We start from the raw sequence: 16,520 nt of genomic DNA, 5'->3' as shown, positions 1-16,520 counted from the left end.
CAAAAAGCCCCCCTGAAATGTTAGAAACTTTTTATAAAACAGTTAAAAGAGGCTGAGCAAACAAGCCGAAAAGCCCCTTTTTTTCCATATTTATCCGGATTGGAAAGCTTAATATTTTGCATATCGGCTAATATTTAAAAGCACCCCGATTGCCATCAGCATTAACGTCAGTGACGATCCTCCATAGCTTAAAAACGGAAGGGTGATGCCCGTTACAGGCATTAATCCTGTGACAACCCCGATATTGATCATCACTTGAATCGCAACCATTGCAACAATGCCGACAGCTAGCAAGCTGCCGAATAAATCAGGCGCGTTCAACGCGATTAAAATTCCCCGCCAAAGCAAAAGAGAGAATAATAAAAGCACAAGAGAACCGCCTATAAACCCCAATTCTTCCGCAACGATCGCAAAAATAAAATCTGTTTGTGGCTCGGGCAAATAAAAAAACTTTTGTCTGCTTTGACCCAATCCTAATCCGAAAAGGCCTCCAGGGCCAATTGCATAAAGCGATTGAATAATTTGAAACCCGCTCCCAAGCGGATCCTCCCATGGATTGAGGAACGAAGTGATCCTTTTCATACGATAAGGAGCTGATAACACAAGAGCGGCAAAACCGAGTGCACCTATCAATCCCAGTCCGATAAAATGGCTAATTTTCGCTCCTGCTGCAAAGATCATGACGACACATGCTCCCATCATCACCGTTGCTGTTCCTAAATCCGGCTGAAGCATAATGATCCCAAATGCTAAAAAGACTAATCCTAAGGACGGGAAAAGCCCTTTTTTAATGGTTGTTACAAATTTTTGATTTTCGGACAAAAATTTAGCCAGAAAGGCGATCATCGCTAGCTTCATAAACTCAGAAGGCTGAATGGAAAATGCCCCGACACCGATCCAGCTTCTGGAGCCATTTCGTACAACGCCAATTCCAGGAATCAACACGGCAATCAACAAAACGAAGCATACGATTAAAAGCACCTTTGCCCACGTTCTCCATGTCCAATAGTCTATATTCATAAAAAAGAACATGGCAACAATGCCCAAGGCGGCGAACAGCAGCTGCCGCTTTGCAAAAAAGAATGCATCGTCAAATTTATACGTTGCCCATATGGCGCTTGCGCTATATACCATGATTAAACCGATCGAAAGCAGCAAAAATGTGATCAAAATTAAAATGAAATCTGGAGATTTGCTTTTTGTCGACACGCCGAACACCCCATCTTTTTTAAGCTTAAGGGTACGAGCCCTTATTTTAGCTTATGCACGGCGTTTATGAAAATGTCTCCTCTCTCTTCGAATGTTTTATATTGATCCCAGCTTGCACAGGCCGGAGAGAGCAAAATGACATCACCTATATCCGATATGCGAAACGCCGCAAAGACTGCTTGTTCCACATTATCGACATGTTCTATCAGTTCTATTCCAGCCTTCTTTGCAGCCTTCTTTATTTTTGGGGCAGTTTGTCCAAAGGTGATGACTGCTTTCACATGTTTGAAATACGGGATTAATTCATCAAATTCATTCCCCCGGTCAAGCCCTCCGGCCAACAATACAACAGGGGATGAAAAAGCTTCGAGAGCCTTTGTTGTTGCCAAAATATTCGTGGCTTTCGAATCGTTATAAAATTTTCTTCCTGAAACTTCGCCGACATATTGCAAGCGATGCTTTACACCTGAAAACGATGCCAGCACCTTTTGAATCGCTTTGTTTCCAACATTTTTCGCCTTTACTGCACAAATAGCGGCCAAAATATTTTCTAAGTTATGCTTGCCGACAAGAGCGATATCTTTTATATCAATAATTTTTTCACCATCATACCAAATGGATTCATTTTGGATATAAGCACCATTTGATACTTCCTTATTGGTTGAAAAATAAATTTTCTTTCCGTTTGACAGTTCAGACAGACGCACAACATCTTGATCATCCGAATTGATAACCGCAACCGATTGGTCATCTTGGTTCGAAAAAATTTTCCCTTTCGCTTGCATATAATTTTCGCGAGTTCCATGATAATCTAGATGGGCATTAAAAATATTTAACAAGACCGCGACTGAAGGTTTAAAATGAATGGTTCCTAAAAGCTGAAACGAGGATACCTCCATAACTACAATTTGTTCCTTTGTCGCTTCCTGTACAACTTCACAAGCCACATTTCCGATATTTCCTGCCAGCAGCGGCTGTTTTCCATCTGCCTTTAGCATTTCGTATATTAAAGTTGTCGTCGTCGTTTTTCCATTCGATCCAGTTATCGCAATAATTTCCGCTTCAGAAATTTGATACGCAAGCTCGACTTCGGTTATAACGGGAATATTTTGGCTCGCTGCTTTTTGTACGATCGGGTTTGTGTATGGAATGCCTGGATTTTTTACAACAATATCAATATTATGCTCCTCGAGCAATTGTTCCGGATGTTCTCCTAAAATAAGTTTGATCCCTAAACTTTCAAGTTCTTTTACATCATCATTTGCTTCGTATGGTTTCATGTCGTTTACGGTAACACGAGCACCTAGTTTATGCAATAATTTAGCGGCTCTCAAGCCGCTTTTCGCCAAACCTAATACGAGAACGTTTTGATCGACATACATTTGTACATTTTTCAATTATAACCACACCTCGATGATAATTCCTAGTATTGCAAAAAGCAAACCCATCGCCCAGAATGTCACGACGACTTTCCATTCCGACCATCCGTTTAATTCATAGTGATGGTGGAGCGGGCTCATTTTAAACACTCTTTTTCCAGTCATTTTAAAGGAAATTACTTGAATAATGACTGATAATGTTTCAATAACAAACACGCCGCCAATCACTATAAGCAAAATTTCTAATTTTGTCAAAATGGCTACAGCGACAATCGCTCCGCCTAAAGCCAATGAGCCAGTATCTCCCATGAACACTTTTGCAGGGTGAGCGTTGAACACTAAAAAGCCTAATACGGAACCGACCACTGCAACACTAAAGATGGCGATATCATATTGACTATTGTTCCATGCCAATACAGCAAATGCTCCGAAAGCAATTGCAGCGCAGCCGGATAATAATCCATCGAGACCGTCGGTCAAATTGACGGCATTTGAGCCGCCTACAAGCATAAACAAAATAAGAACCGGGTAGAGCCAGCCAAGATCAAAAGAAAGTTCCGTCCCCGGCAATCGAATTTCTGTAGAGAACTCAAATTGATTTAAAACAAAATAAAAAATAACCGCAACAATGATTTGACCGATTAATTTTTGTTTTGAAGTCAGACCGAGATTTCTTTTTAACACCACTTTAATCATATCGTCTAAAAATCCGAGGAGTCCGTAACCGATCGTTACAAACAACAGCAAAAACGTTTCGATCCCCGGTTTCGAAAATTTATTGGTCATGACAATAGTGGTGATAATGATGGATAACATAATCATGACTCCGCCCATCGTCGGAGTTCCGGATTTTTTTTGGTGGGATTTTGGTCCTTCATCCCGAATACTTTGGCCAAATTTCAGCCTTCTTAAAAATGGAATAAAAATGGGAGAAAGTAATACACTGATTAAAAAGCCCATTAAGATGGTAAAAAGCACGACTTGTTCTAGCATTGATACTTCCTCCTCCCACCAAAACCAACATTTGCCTTTATATCCATATGATTATTGATGTTAAACCATTCCAATTTCATAACAAATCCTCTTCCTGCTTGATTATTTATTCTCTTTCAATTGAATAGCGCGAATAGCCACTTTTCGATCATCGAAGTCAAATTTTTTGTCCCCGATTTGTTGATATGTTTCATGGCCTTTTCCTGCAATGACGACGACATCTCCTTCTTCTGCATTGCTGATTGCAAATTGGATGGCTTCCTCTCGATCGACAATTGAATGAAAAGGTTCTCCGTCGACACCAGCTGTCATATCTTTTAATATTTGATGCGGATCTTCATTTCTAGGGTTGTCGGAAGTAAAAATTGGAATGTCCGCCCACTGAACAGCAATTTTCGCCATAAGCGGACGCTTCGTTCGATCGCGGTCTCCTCCGCAGCCAACGACTAAAATGACTTTCTTTTTGGCAAGCTCCTTCACCGTTTTCAATAAATTATCCAAGCTGTCTGGTGTGTGTGCATAGTCAATAATGACGGAAAAATTTTGTCCGCAATCTACTAACTCAAATCGGCCGCGCACACCTTCCATCGATTCGACCGCTTCGATGATCTTCTCGATCTCAACTCCTGAAACTAAAGAAGCCGCAATAGCAGCAAGAACATTATAAACGCTGAATTTCCCGACTAATTTCATTTGTACAGGAAATGTACCTTCAGGAGTAACGAGGAGAAAAGAAGTCCCGCTTGCATTCATTTTCAAATCTTTCGCCATAATCTCACATTCGTTTTCAATTCCATATGTAACGATATGGGAAGAAGTCATATGTCTGTAATAGTCAGAGGCTGGATCATCACCATTCAATATAGAAAATTTTGGATGATGATGATCATATTTATTTCCGAGCTGAGCAAACAATAATCCTTTCGCATTTCGATATTCTTCCATTGTTTGGTGATAGTCTAAATGGTCTTGGGTGAGATTCGTAAATACTGCAACATCAAAATCACAGCCGTGGACTCGTCCCATATGCAGCGCATGAGAGGAAACCTCCATACTGGCGTGGGTCACGTTCTCCTCGATCATCTTTTTAAATGTTTTTTGCAGGGTTAAGCTGTCAGGCGTTGTATTTTTTACTTCGTATTGTTGATCATTTATTTTTGTATACATTGTTCCGATTAAACCGGTTTTATAGCCGGCATTGCGAAAAATATGATCAATCAGATGAGTCGTAGTCGTTTTTCCGTTCGTGCCCGTGACACCGATGAGGTGAAGCTTATGTGTTGGCTGGTCATAAAAATAATCAGCAAGCACAGCCATTGCCCGTTTTGTATCATTTACGACAATTACCGGGATATCACCCGGCAGATGGTTCAGCGGTTTTTCTGATAACAGAGCGGCCGCGCCTTTTTTTACAGCTTCTAAAGCAAACTCATGACCGTCTACCGTAAAGCCTTTGATGCAAATAAATAAGCTTCCTTCCTTCACAGCACGCGAATCCATTTCCAATGAAGTAATCTCAGGATTCCCATTACCATAACGTTTATAATGATGTAGAGCAGTGAGAATTGCATCTAATTTCATAACGATAATCCTTTCTCAAAAAAACATTCTCCATTATTTTATCTTAGCTTAAAATGAGCGACAAGGGCTTTTCAAAAGCAGTTGTTTCAAAAAGCCCTTTTTTAGAAAATTATTCGTCTGCTGCCGCCTCGTCTCCTAATAAAATTCGTACAGTAGATCCTTCTTTTACCTTTACGCCTGCTTTTGGCGATTGTTGAACGACTACCTTGCCGTCGCCGTTTACATCAAGTTTTAAATTCACAAGCTGTTCAGCGAGCTCCTGTTTTGTGAGTCCTAAAACGTCCGGTACTGTGACGAACTTTTCATCCAGCCAAGTTTCCTTTTTTTCCATTTGCTTCGTTCTAGGCTTCACACCGAGCTGTCGGAGACTGTCTTTTATGATTGTTCCTACAATTGGCGCGGCAACTACACCGCCAAATTGCACCGTTCCCTTTGGATTATCAACGGCGACATAAACAACTATTTGAGGGTTGTCTGCAGGTGCAAAACCAATAAACGATACAATATGATTATTTGTCAAATATCCTCCGCCGGGAGCAGCTTTTTGCGCAGTCCCCGTTTTTCCTCCGACCCGATACCCTTCAACAAACGCTCCTCTTCCTGTACCTTTTGCAACAACACTTTCAAGAGCAGCGCGAATTTGTTTGGATGTTTCCTCGGAAATAACGCGTCTTTTCGCCTCAGGTGTCTTTCTTGATACAACATCTCCCGTATCCGGGTCAATCCATTCTTTTGCGATATTCGGTGTATATAAAACACCGCCGTTGATCGCGGCTGAAACAGCGGCCACTTGCTGGATCGGCGTTACAGAGACCCCTTGACCGAACGCTGTGGTCGCAAGCTCGACAGGTCCAACCTGACTTTCTTGAAATAGAATGCCGCTTCCTTCACCTGCTAAATCAATCCCCGTTTTTTCACCAAAGCCAAATTTTTTAATATATTCAAACAAAGTCGATGTTCCCAGCCTTTGTCCAAGTTCAACAAATCCCGGGTTGCATGAATTTTGAACAACTTCAAGAAACGTCTGATCCCCATGTCCGCCTTTTTTCCAACATCTTAATGTCGCACCGGCAACTTTTACATAACCCGGGTCGTAAAAATGCTCTCTATAAAGATCAACCTTCTTTTCTTCAAGAGCGGCTGCTAACGTGATAATTTTAAATGTTGATCCAGGTTCATACGTGCTCCAGATCGGCAAATTTCGGTTATAAACTTTCGGATCGACATGCTGATATTTTGTCGGATCAAATGTCGGTCTTGATGCCATGCCTAAAATTTCTCCGTTGTTCGGATTCATGGCAATGGCAATTATTCCGTCCGGATTGTATTTCGATTCGGCAATGTCCAATTCCCTTTCGATGATCGATTGAATTTTTGCATCAATCGTCAGCTTTAAATTCAAGCCGTCCACAGGAGGCATATATTCCTCCACTTCATTTGGCATTCTTTTTCCTTTAGCATCAGAATAAAATTTAACATATCCTTTTTGGCCTTTCAATTGCCGATCATAATATAATTCAAGTCCGCTTAGCCCTTGGTTGTCGATCCCTGTAAAGCCTAAAACGTGCGCTAAAAGGCTGTTAAACGGATAATATCTTTTAGAATCTTCGGCAATGTAAACGCCTTTTAAATTTAAACTGCGTATTTCTTGCGCTTTTTCGTCAGATATTTTCCGCCCTTCAGGATGAACACGGACAATCATTTCTTTTTTCGTTACGTATTGATAAGCTTTTTCCGTCGGCATATTTAAGACAGAAGCAAGCTTTTGAGCCGTTTCAGCTGGATTTTCGACCTGACGAGGAATGATAAATACGCTCGGGGCACTGACATTTGTCGCAAGCTTCTCCCCATTTCTGTCCACGATTTCTCCCCGCTTTGGTTCAAAAGGAATATTTCTGCTCCATAAATCCTTGGCAAGAGAAGTTAATTGCCCGCCTAACACAAATTGGACATATCCTAGTCTTACTTCGATCACGGCGAAAATCAAAAAACCTGCCAATAGAACGAAAACGAGCCGTTTTCTTACTGTTACATTTGAAACGCGCATATATACGATAACTCCCCTCATGTAGGTTCGCTATCAAAATATATGCCTCGTCCATTTAATATAGAACAAGCTTCAAGCGGAAGCAGGCGCCCGCTTGCCGAACCGTTCCCAGATACATTTTTTTTAAAAGCGGGCTCCTATTGTGGTACTATTTAGGCTTTTTTAATTTAATAGTTAATTGATCTCCTTTTCTAATTTCAGTGCCTGGTTTAATATTTTGTGCGTTTACATATCCGCTTCCTTCATATTTCAGCTCAAGCTCCATGATGGAACACAGCTTCATCACATCCCGCAACGACCATCCGGAAATGTTCGGCATTTTCACAGCTCCGTCCGTTAGAAGAAACACTTTTTCTCTTTGGATCACCCGTGAAGTCGCGCTTGGATATTGGGAGGTGACAGTGGCTCCGCCGCCTAGAACAATTGGTTGAATTTGCTGTTTTTCGAGCTCTTGAACGGCTTGTTGAACCTGCTGGCCTTTATATTCAGGCAGTGAAACTCCGACTTCTTTTTCATTTTTAACATTTTTTTCTTCCTTCGCAGCAGCAGTTGTCGGTTCAATTTTTAAATATTCAAGACTATTTTTCATCACTGATTTAAAAATCATGGAAACAGGAGCTGAACCGGTTTCTGTCGGCTTCAACTTCGGCTGCTGAACAGCAACGTAGACAATGAGCTCTGGATTTTCTTTTGGAGCCATTCCTAAAAAGGAAAATACATAATTTTCCCGACCCGTTAAATAACGTCCTCCTTCTCCTGCTATTTGAGCTGTCCCAGTCTTTCCGGCGATGTGGTACCCCGGTATTTGAAAAGGTTTCCCTGTTCCATGTTCAGATGTCACAACAGTTTCTAAAATATCAAGCGTTTTCGCAGCAGTTTCTTTTGTGATTGGTTCGCCTTCTACCGATGGTTCCGTCTTCTTTAGCACTCGATTTGTGTCAGGGTCTACAATTTTATCGATGACATAAGGCTTCATCATCTTCCCATCGTTGGCAATAGCTGTTGCAGCTTGTACGAGCTGGATTGGTGTGAAAGCTGACGCTTGTCCAAATGCAGTCGAAATTTTATCCCTCTCCCATTTGTAATTTAATTTGCTGTTCTCTTCGTTCGGCAAATCAATACCCGTTTTCTCTAAAAATCCAAAACGATTTAAATATTGATAAAACCGCTCAAGCCCAATCTTTTTATGCGCTAATATGGCGAAACCGACATTGGATGACCGCTGAACAGCTTCATCAAACGTAATGGTGCCCCATCCGACATTGTTATGATCGTATATAGGACTTGCGCCTTTTACTTTATACATCCCGGACTTATATTTTTCGTTGCCGTTATAAACCCCTTCATTGACCGCAGCAGCTAATGTAAAAATTTTCATTGTCGAACCAGGCTCAAAACGGTAAGAAACAGCGTCATTGTAAAAATTTTGAATATCACGCTCGTTTGGATCAAAGCTTGGCCGCTGAGACATCGCTAAAATTTTCCCCGTTTTTGGGTCTGCGACAATTCCGATCATTTTCGTCGGCTGATATTGTTTTTCAGCTTCATTTAACGCATCTTCCAAAAACGTTTGAATTTTTTGGTCAATTGTTAAATAAACGTCGGCTCCGTTATTCGGCGTAACAATTTTGTCTTTGCTGCCCGGCAGCTTGTAGCCGCTTCGGTCGCTTTCATATATCACATATCCGTCTGTTTCCTGCAAATATTTATCTAAGCTTTTTTCTATCCCCAGCTGCCCGGTTGTTTTTCCCGTCTTTTCATCTCGCTTGGCGTAGCCAATCACATATGATGCAAATTTTCCGTTTGGATAAAAACGTTTTGTATCGCGAATAAAACCGATGCCGGGCAATTTAAGCTTTTCAATTTGCTGTTTTTTCGCAAAGCTGATGTTTCTTCCTTTTTCTCCGAATTCGACCTGAAATTTGTCTTTTTTCAAAATAGCTTCGATTTCTTTCTGTTTCATTCCAAGAATGGGAGCTAATTTTTCTGCCGTTTCTTCAGGATCGACAACATGATTCGGATGGTCGGGATCCGTTGTCATTTTTTCATCCAATACAGCTACTAATGTATAGGTAACAGTATCTTCAGCGAGCACGTTTCCTTTTTGATCCAATATTTGGCCGCGGCGGGCTTCAAGCATGCGCTTTTTTTCATATTTTTCTTTTGCCTTTACAGCTAGCACTTGACCATCGACAGTTCCTGTCGCTTGAATGTAGAAAAACCTCCCAAATAAGATAAAAAAGAGCAGAACAAATATTACGGATAATATTGCTGCTCCCCGATTCATATTTTTGCTTTTCTTCATCCCAATCAGTCCTGTATGCCTTTTACTTTGCTTGGATCTAATGTGAAGCCTAAGTCTTTAGCAATTTTATAAATTCTTTCAGGTCTTTTCAATTCATCGACCTGAAGGTTTAAATCACTGTTGATTTTTTCCTGATTTTCAATTTTAGCTTCGATTTTCTGCATTTCTATATTTGCTTGATACAATTTCACACTATTTGAGATAATCCAAATGGAGCATACCAGCATCAAAAATAAAAAAACAACAAATAACAGTTTCTCGCCTAATGTAATGGAGGATCTTTTTCGTTTAACAACGAGGGTTTGTTTTGCATGCTTCTTTTCTTCTTGTCGCCTTTCTTGAATTTTGACAGCTAAATTGCTCATAGAAAACCTCCTATTTTTTAATCTTTTCTGCTATACGAAGTTTAGCGGATCTCGCCCTTCGATTTTCTTCAATTTCTTTTTCCGACGGCACGATCGGTTTTTTTGTTATAATTTTGATTTCTGGCAGCATTTCGTTGGGAATTATCGGTATGTTGCGCGGAATTTCTGCTTGGCTGGCAGCTTTTCTAAACGCCAGTTTGCAAATTCGATCTTCTAAAGAATGGAACGTAATGACACATATCCGCCCTTCTGGAGCTAACAGTTCAATTGCCTGACTAACCGCGCTTTCAAAAGCGGAAAGCTCGTCATTGACGGCAATTCTAATTGCTTGAAAGATGCGTTTGGCAGGATGCCCGCCTTTTCTTCTAGCGGCGGAAGGAATGGCCTCTTTTATAATTTCCGTCAGCTCGCCAGTTGTTTGAATGGTCTTTTTTTTGCGGGCAAGTTCAATTTTTCGAGCAATTTGCTTTGAAAATTTTTCTTCTCCGTATTGAAAAAAAATTTTTACAAGCTTTTCATAAGGCCAGGTGTTGACAATGGTAAAAGCGGAAAGCTCTTGGTTTTGGTCCATTCTCATATCAAGAGGAGCGTCATATTGATAGCTGAAGCCTCGTTCCGGTGTGTCCAGCTGAGGCGAAGATACTCCCAAATCAAACAAAATCCCGTCTACTTTATGAATACCCCTAGAGAAAAGCTCTTCTTTTAAATGTTTAAAATTGCTTTTGATGATGGTTACTTTATCTTGGAAGGGCTCGAGTTTTTCCTTCGCAAAAGCAATTGCAGCTTCATCTTGGTCAAAGGCGTATAAATGTCCAGTTGTCAGCCTTTTAGCAATTTGTTCGCTATGGCCTGCCCCTCCTAATGTGCAATCAACATAAATTCCGTCCTCTTTTATTCGTAAACCTTCAATCGCTTCATCCAACAAAACTGTCTTATGTACAAACAATATCCAGCACCTCGTTTCCAACGGAAGAAGTTTTGATTATGGATAGGATGAACATCAAATATCAAAATCAATCATGTTTTCTGCAATTTCTTCAAATGATTCTTCTTGTTCAGCCACGTATTGCTCCCAATTTTGTTTGCTCCAAATTTCTATCCGACTGGAAACGCCGATGACGACGCATTCTTTTTCCAATTTCGCGTAAGCAAGAAGTGGAGCCGCAATGTTAATCCGTCCTTGCTTGTCCATTTCACATTCAATAGCGCCGGAAAAGAAAAATCGTGTAAAAGCTCGGGCATCTTTTTTTGTTAATGGGAGAGCTTTCAGTTTCTCTTCAATCACTTTCCATTCGCTGAGGGGATATCCAAACAAGCATTGATCAAGACCTCTCGTGAGAACAAACTTCTCGCCAAGGCCTTCCCTGAATTTTGCGGGTACGATCAATCTTCCTTTTGAATCGATCGTATGTTGGTATTCTCCCATAAACATCACGTTGGCCCCACTTTCATTTCTTTTCCACCACTTCCCCCCACTTTTCACCACAAATTTATTGTACTATTAATGGACATAAAAAAAAACCCTGTATGACACAGGATTTTTCAAAAAATAGTTTTATAATTTGACAATTTTATGTTTTCCATTGAAAGTATATGTCAACTGCTGCAAATCTTTTACAAAATTCGGCCCATATTTGTTTAAATAGTAATAAATATTCCATACTCTTTCTTGCCATTGATTATTCGGTTTCAGTGAATACTCAATACGCCTGAACTTTTGCAGCTCTGCTTCATATTTTGCATGTATCTTTTTTTGAACGATCCTTTCCACAAAATCTATCTGCTGTTCGATAAATTGTGCGTTTTTTCGCAATACGGGCGCTAAGCTTTGGTCGAAATCCTCTATTTTTTCTCGCAATGACCGATGAATGTCCTCAATCTCTTCTTTTGCTTTCGACACATATGCGCTGACATCAAAAGGCTCCTTTTGTTTAAACCACCTATGTTTTAACGGTTCAACCCCCTGCTTAAGAACCTCTTCCAACGGCAGGTCTAATTCTAGCAAGTCCGACTCTATGTTTCTTTCTAAAATCGTCAAATGAATTCTCGGAATAACTGGCGGCACATTCATCGAGAATAAATGAAATACCCCTTTTAATTCTGCCCAATACGCAATTTCTCCTGGTCCGGCGATAAAAGCCAAAGTCGGAAGCAAATATTCCTGCATGACCGGTCTTGTCACTACATTATTGCTGAACTTCCATGGATTCATTCTGACTTCTTCTAAAAGATCAGACAACGAAGACGTCCAATTGATTTCAGGGATCGAAAATAGATTCTTCTCTTTTTCTATGAGCAAATAGCGCTCATCTTCTATTTGATAAAACAGATTGGCGCAGTTTTCTCTCATTGTAATTGCTTGATATGGATATCCTTCTTCTTTTAAAATTTGCTGCTGCTTGACGACTTGATGATAAATGCTGTCAGTTGCCATGAGCATTTGTTCGAAATAAGATTTTTCCAATTCCCGCAATTCTTTTGATCCAGAGTTGATGAGTACAATTCCTTCATCTCCGAACATGGAGATGAGTAATCGTTCAAAAAATTCAACATAAGTGGCAGATTGGTCAAGCTCATGATACAAAGAAGCAAGCAAATGTTTCGTATATTTCGTTTCGCCAAATGCCGCAAAAACTTCTTCCAGCCAAATGCGACAAGCGTTTTTATCAATTGATAACTCCGATATCATTGTTTTTTTTCGCTGTGTTTGCATGATCGTTTTCTTTTTCAAACGCCCTCTGTCTGTCACATAGAGATGATTAATTTCGTCAAAGTCATGATCCTCCCCCGCGATCCAAAAAACGGGAACAACAGGTATGTTCAGCTTTTTCTCTTGCTCTTTCGCCAATGCCAATATGGAAATGATTTTATGTATTGTATATAAAGGTCCTGTTAAGAGTCCAGCTTGCTGACCGCCCACAACGACGACACTATTCGGATTTTTTAATTTTAAAATATTCTCCATTATCTTTTCTGTTGCGTTCAGCCGCTTATGATATTGGATTAAAACATCCGCCAGCTCATCCCTCTTATAAGTCCTTGATAAAATATCGTCATATCTTTTTTGAAATACATCTTCTTGAAATGGATCATAATCAAAATATTTTTCAACCTCTAATCGCCGATTTATATAATTGTTCACAAAAGGATTGGATTGAGGAAGGAAGAGTTCAAACGCCTCCATATCTATTAACTTCCTTTCTTCGTTCATTATCATTACCCCGACAAGAGTATAGCATGTAATATTTTCAAACAAAAAAAATTTGCTTTTATTTATTCACATTTGATTCATTATGTACATAAACACCCCGATGATCGCCATGCTCTCAGACAGCAGAAAAAATATTAAAAAAGAGCTTCTCCACATCATTTTCAATGCTTTCATCCATTTGATCTCGTCAGTGAATACGAATTGAAGTCCAGCTGTCGCCAAAAAAAGCAGCAAATATAAACAAAGCAGCCATAAAAACGATTGATGATGCCAAATAACAGAAAGCTTGATCCAAAATGAAACGACAAAAAATACAGCAGCCACATCAACGCTCAAAAGGAAAGATTTTTTCTTACTCTTTAATAAAACACGAAAAAGAACCAAAAACAGCAGCCACGCGGCCAATGGAAACGTCACAAAAAAGGCGATGATTCCTATAACAATTCCCATCAACGTTCCTCCCGGTTTTCCAACCCTTTAATCGCATTGTACAAAAATTCCATTGTACAAGTATGAGCACCCTTTTCTTTCCCTTTTTGAATGAGATCCCCTAATATTGAATCAATTTCTGTTTTTTTATGATGTTCAATATCCGACAGCATTGATGAACGATTGTTTTTTGTCTTTATTGCAATACTTTCAATATATTCCCATAAATCATCCTTATCATTTATTTCAAGAACATCACATACTTCGTGAAATAGCTTTTTGGCAAGCTTTGCAACATAAGGATTGCTGACGATGTGGCCATTCGGCATTCGAAATAAGGCAGTTAATGGATTAATAACTGCATTTGCGGCCAATTTTTTCAATACAACCGGCTCCCAATCCTCTTCATATTGTATCAAAAATAAAGGATCAGACGTATTTAACTGATCAATAAATTCCCGCGCCCCACCGCCGTCATACGGGCTGATGCGAATGTTCCCAATACCAGTATGGTGAACGGTATTGGGGGATTTTTTTAAGGCGCCGTGCTCTACAACACCTATATACAATTCATGTTGGGCAAGCTCTTTCATTCTGCCGATATGAGTTATGCCGTTTTGAACAAATACAATCTTTTTCGGCGGCAATTGCTTTAGATTTCCAAATAATGACGGCAGACTATATTGCTTGACAGCAATAATTAATATTTCTTCTTTATATAATACATCTGCACGTGATTTTACATATGCAGTCCAAGGGTTCGGGCCTATGACATGTATCCCTTCTGTCCTTACCGAAATTGCCTGCTCTTCCGTCTTTGTATAAAGGGTAATGTCATGTTTTCGGCTAAGGTATGCCGATATTAACAAGCCTACAGCTCCTCCGCCAATTACACCGATCTTCAAGTTCTCCACCTCTCTCATATGTATCATAACAAACAAAAACTAAAAATTCTTCTTTTTCCTGAATATAATTAAAAATTTGATTATATTTGCTTTTTTATTATTTTTTCAATGTTATTTTCTCTTTATGTTTAGTATAATGTGAGTGAAAAGGCGTCTATCATTATAGCGGCAATTGGGGGAGATTCGCCATGGTAAAAGTGGAAAAATTATTAGTCAATTATAAAACTTTAGAGGAATTTAAAAAATTTAAAGAATACGGTTTACAAGAATTATCCATGCTGGAGGATTTAGAAGCAAATATTATCGAAAATAACAGCGATTCGCCCTTTTACGGGATTTACTACGGAGACAAATTAATTGCCCGGATGAGTTTATATCGGGTGGATAAAAAATATGATCAATATTTTGAGCCAAAACAGGACTATCTTGAGTTATGGAAATTGGAAGTGCTTCCTGAATACCAAAGAAAAGGGTATGGAAAAGCGCTAGTTGATTTTGCCAAATCGTTCGGCTTGCCTATAAAAACAAATCCGCGTATGAAATCGGCTGGCTTTTGGGAAAAGATGGGCTTTGTCCCTGTAAAGTATGATATGAAACGAGATCGTGGAGAAAATCCTCTCGTTTGGTATCCTAACGGTGTCACTGTCAAAGAAAAGGGAGCTCATTAAAAAAAGACGCTGCCAGCGTCTTTTTCAAAGTCAGAAGTCGATAGTTGATGAAACCGACACGCTTTGTCGGTTTCATCTATTTTTAGAATCTCCCTTTTTTCATTCCTGACCGAACTGAAACGGTCTTTTTTTATGTTTCATTTTTTCTTCCTCCGCCTCTTCTTTCAATCCTGCTCGTTCCCTCACTTTTTCCATCATTTTAATAAAAGCGTAAAATTCATTTTCAATCTTCTTCAATTGTTCATGTAATTGTTCATTTTCGTTTTTAAATTCTTCTACTTTTTGTTCTAGAAAAGAGATTTTTTCACGCAAGCTTTTATTTTCTTCTTCCAACCGATTGTTCACCGGTTGGTGCTGTGTAGACTTTAAAAAAGCAATCACATCATCGATAGTGATTTCCGATCTTCCACCTGCTTCCTCATAATGAAGCAGCTTTTTTTCGGAAATTTTCTTTTCTTTTTGCTGTCTAAATTTTTTACGTTCCTGTTTCGCAAGTTCAATGTCTGTTTCATATTTTTTTCGCAAATATGAATTCCAGCGAAAACCGCATGCAGCAGCCGTTCTTGAAAGTTTCTCCGCAACGATCTCAAAAGCCTTTAGTTGTGTTCCGCCTTCGCGAATATGCTGCAAAACAATTTCTTTCAAGAGCAGATCTTCATCCTCTGTCCATGCATCTTGCCGTGTCACCGCCATTTGTTCATCCCTCCGTTTTGATTTGACTTTTTTTAAAAAATGATTTTTTAAAAATAGAATGAGATGTAACAAATCAATTGTTGCTTCCATTCTCTTTTCTAAATTTTGTGATGCGAGCTTTTTGCCTCATCTCAACTATTTCATGCAATTTTTAATAATATATATGCCTGTAATAGAAACGATAGAAGCACAGTTTTAGTTGAAAGGAAAAAGAATGTGCTTCTTTCATTGACATTTCTTCTGCTTCCTAAAAAGTTTTTTTTGAAAATCGAGGGAGAATTGAGAGATGCATTAGTAAATTTGGAAGAAGCGGTTGTTCTAATTCGGCATTCGACATTTTCTTCACATCTTTTCCCATTCCACCAGCAGGCTGGCTGTCAAAAAAGAGGATATTTTTTAGAGTCTAGCTTGGAGGAGATTTATGCTAAAAGGACAAATCTTCTACTCATATTCGTGAAGTCGTTCGCTTAACATTAGAGGAAGGATCGTTTTCTCGGCAGCTTCATGGAGCCTTAGGAATAAAGAGGATGCACAGATTGCAGAATGGATTAAGAAATTTTCAAAGATTCAAGGAAGCCTTTGTGCCAGGAGAAAAAATATGTATGTATTGAAAAGCTTTTTCTCGCGCTTTAATACAGAAAGTCCAAAACGATCAAGCCGTTCAAGCTGATCTTAAGCCGCATTTGCTTTCACAAAATGTAACGGCCTTTCCCCGACTGAATATCGAGAAAAGGC

General features: G+C 39.5%; 14 protein-coding genes. 1 reads left to right on the top strand and 13 read right to left on the bottom strand.

Annotated elements, in window-relative coordinates; all coding sequences use genetic code 11:
* Positions 1–108: 108 nt before the first annotated feature.
* From spoVE to NSQ94_RS07775, 12 genes are all read right to left on the bottom strand, one after another.
* Positions 109–1,209, bottom strand: a complete 1,101-nt coding sequence (gene spoVE / locus NSQ94_RS07830; RefSeq protein WP_094246092.1) for a stage V sporulation protein E — start codon at positions 1,207–1,209, stop codon at positions 109–111.
* Positions 1,210–1,250: 41 nt separating this feature from the next.
* On the bottom strand, positions 1,251–2,591 hold the full coding sequence (murD, locus tag NSQ94_RS07825) for a UDP-N-acetylmuramoyl-L-alanine--D-glutamate ligase (protein ID WP_066251982.1): 1,341 nt from the start codon (positions 2,589–2,591) through the stop codon (positions 1,251–1,253).
* 15 nt (positions 2,592–2,606) lie between these two features.
* Positions 2,607–3,581 carry a phospho-N-acetylmuramoyl-pentapeptide-transferase gene (mraY, locus tag NSQ94_RS07820; RefSeq protein WP_066251816.1) on the bottom strand — a complete coding sequence of 325 codons (975 nt, stop codon included), beginning with the start codon at positions 3,579–3,581 and terminating at the stop codon, positions 2,607–2,609.
* A gap of 102 nt (positions 3,582–3,683) precedes the next feature.
* Positions 3,684–5,162, bottom strand: a complete 1,479-nt coding sequence (locus tag NSQ94_RS07815) for a UDP-N-acetylmuramoyl-L-alanyl-D-glutamate--2,6-diaminopimelate ligase (protein ID WP_327847741.1) — start codon at positions 5,160–5,162, stop codon at positions 3,684–3,686.
* A 109-nt stretch (positions 5,163–5,271) separates the two neighbouring features.
* Positions 5,272–7,209 (bottom strand): stage V sporulation protein D, encoded by a 1,938-nt coding sequence (locus NSQ94_RS07810; RefSeq protein WP_144597719.1) that lies wholly within the window; start codon positions 7,207–7,209, stop codon positions 5,272–5,274.
* Between the two features lie 148 nt (positions 7,210–7,357).
* On the bottom strand, positions 7,358–9,514 hold the full coding sequence (locus NSQ94_RS07805) for a penicillin-binding protein (RefSeq protein WP_339230507.1): 2,157 nt from the start codon (positions 9,512–9,514) through the stop codon (positions 7,358–7,360).
* 5 nt (positions 9,515–9,519) lie between these two features.
* Positions 9,520–9,879, bottom strand: coding sequence for a cell division protein FtsL (ftsL, locus tag NSQ94_RS07800; RefSeq protein WP_117016798.1), 360 nt, complete (start codon positions 9,877–9,879; stop codon positions 9,520–9,522).
* A 10-nt stretch (positions 9,880–9,889) separates the two neighbouring features.
* Positions 9,890–10,825: a 16S rRNA (cytosine(1402)-N(4))-methyltransferase RsmH gene (rsmH, locus tag NSQ94_RS07795; RefSeq protein WP_130156249.1), complete on the bottom strand. Its 936-nt coding sequence runs from the start codon at positions 10,823–10,825 to the stop codon at positions 9,890–9,892.
* A gap of 54 nt (positions 10,826–10,879) precedes the next feature.
* Positions 10,880–11,311 carry a division/cell wall cluster transcriptional repressor MraZ gene (gene mraZ, locus NSQ94_RS07790; protein ID WP_063388503.1) on the bottom strand — a complete coding sequence of 144 codons (432 nt, stop codon included), beginning with the start codon at positions 11,309–11,311 and terminating at the stop codon, positions 10,880–10,882.
* Positions 11,312–11,434: 123 nt separating this feature from the next.
* Positions 11,435–13,090: a bacillithiol biosynthesis cysteine-adding enzyme BshC gene (gene bshC, locus NSQ94_RS07785; protein ID WP_327847743.1), complete on the bottom strand. Its 1,656-nt coding sequence runs from the start codon at positions 13,088–13,090 to the stop codon at positions 11,435–11,437.
* 66 nt (positions 13,091–13,156) lie between these two features.
* Positions 13,157–13,540, bottom strand: a complete 384-nt coding sequence (locus NSQ94_RS07780; protein ID WP_327847744.1) for a DUF3397 family protein — start codon at positions 13,538–13,540, stop codon at positions 13,157–13,159.
* Positions 13,540–14,424 (bottom strand): 2-dehydropantoate 2-reductase, encoded by an 885-nt coding sequence (locus NSQ94_RS07775; protein ID WP_327847745.1) that lies wholly within the window; start codon positions 14,422–14,424, stop codon positions 13,540–13,542. Before NSQ94_RS07775 ends, NSQ94_RS07780 begins: the two co-directional genes overlap by 1 nt.
* 188 nt (positions 14,425–14,612) lie before the next feature.
* On the opposite strand from NSQ94_RS07775, the gene NSQ94_RS07770 reads away from it, so the two are divergent.
* Positions 14,613–15,092 carry an N-acetyltransferase gene (locus tag NSQ94_RS07770; RefSeq protein ID WP_063388507.1) on the top strand — a complete coding sequence of 160 codons (480 nt, stop codon included), beginning with the start codon at positions 14,613–14,615 and terminating at the stop codon, positions 15,090–15,092.
* 99 nt (positions 15,093–15,191) lie between these two features.
* Here NSQ94_RS07770 and NSQ94_RS07765 read toward each other — a convergent pair whose 3' ends face one another.
* The gene (locus NSQ94_RS07765) at positions 15,192–15,785 is read right to left on the bottom strand and encodes an RsfA family transcriptional regulator (RefSeq protein WP_327856260.1); all 594 of its coding nucleotides are present in this window, start codon (positions 15,783–15,785) and stop codon (positions 15,192–15,194) included.
* Positions 15,786–16,520: the final 735 nt, after the last annotated feature.

Origin of the sequence: Aeribacillus sp. FSL K6-2833 (genome assembly GCF_037965815.1) — a bacterium.
In the GTDB taxonomy this organism is placed as follows: Bacteria; Bacillota; Bacilli; order Bacillales; family Aeribacillaceae; genus Aeribacillus; species Aeribacillus composti.
The sequence above is the reverse complement of the archived record's forward strand: the minus strand, read 5'-3'. Positions and strand labels throughout refer to the sequence as shown.

Coding starts and splice junctions, on each gene's coding strand:
- NSQ94_RS07805 (WP_339230507.1), bottom strand. CDS start 9,514: ATGAAGAAAAGCAAAAATATGAATCGGGGAGCAGCAATATTATCCGTA.
- NSQ94_RS07780 (WP_327847744.1), bottom strand. CDS start 13,540: ATGGGAATTGTTATAGGAATCATCGCCTTTTTTGTGACGTTTCCATTG.
- NSQ94_RS07770 (WP_063388507.1), top strand. CDS start 14,613: ATGGTAAAAGTGGAAAAATTATTAGTCAATTATAAAACTTTAGAGGAA.
- NSQ94_RS07765 (WP_327856260.1), bottom strand. CDS start 15,785: ATGGCGGTGACACGGCAAGATGCATGGACAGAGGATGAAGATCTGCTC.
- mraZ (WP_063388503.1), bottom strand. CDS start 11,311: ATGTTTATGGGAGAATACCAACATACGATCGATTCAAAAGGAAGATTG.
- NSQ94_RS07810 (WP_144597719.1), bottom strand. CDS start 7,209: ATGCGCGTTTCAAATGTAACAGTAAGAAAACGGCTCGTTTTCGTTCTA.
- mraY (WP_066251816.1), bottom strand. CDS start 3,581: ATGCTAGAACAAGTCGTGCTTTTTACCATCTTAATGGGCTTTTTAATC.
- ftsL (WP_117016798.1), bottom strand. CDS start 9,879: ATGAGCAATTTAGCTGTCAAAATTCAAGAAAGGCGACAAGAAGAAAAG.
- NSQ94_RS07815 (WP_327847741.1), bottom strand. CDS start 5,162: ATGAAATTAGATGCAATTCTCACTGCTCTACATCATTATAAACGTTAT.
- bshC (WP_327847743.1), bottom strand. CDS start 13,090: ATGAACGAAGAAAGGAAGTTAATAGATATGGAGGCGTTTGAACTCTTC.
- murD (WP_066251982.1), bottom strand. CDS start 2,591: ATGTATGTCGATCAAAACGTTCTCGTATTAGGTTTGGCGAAAAGCGGC.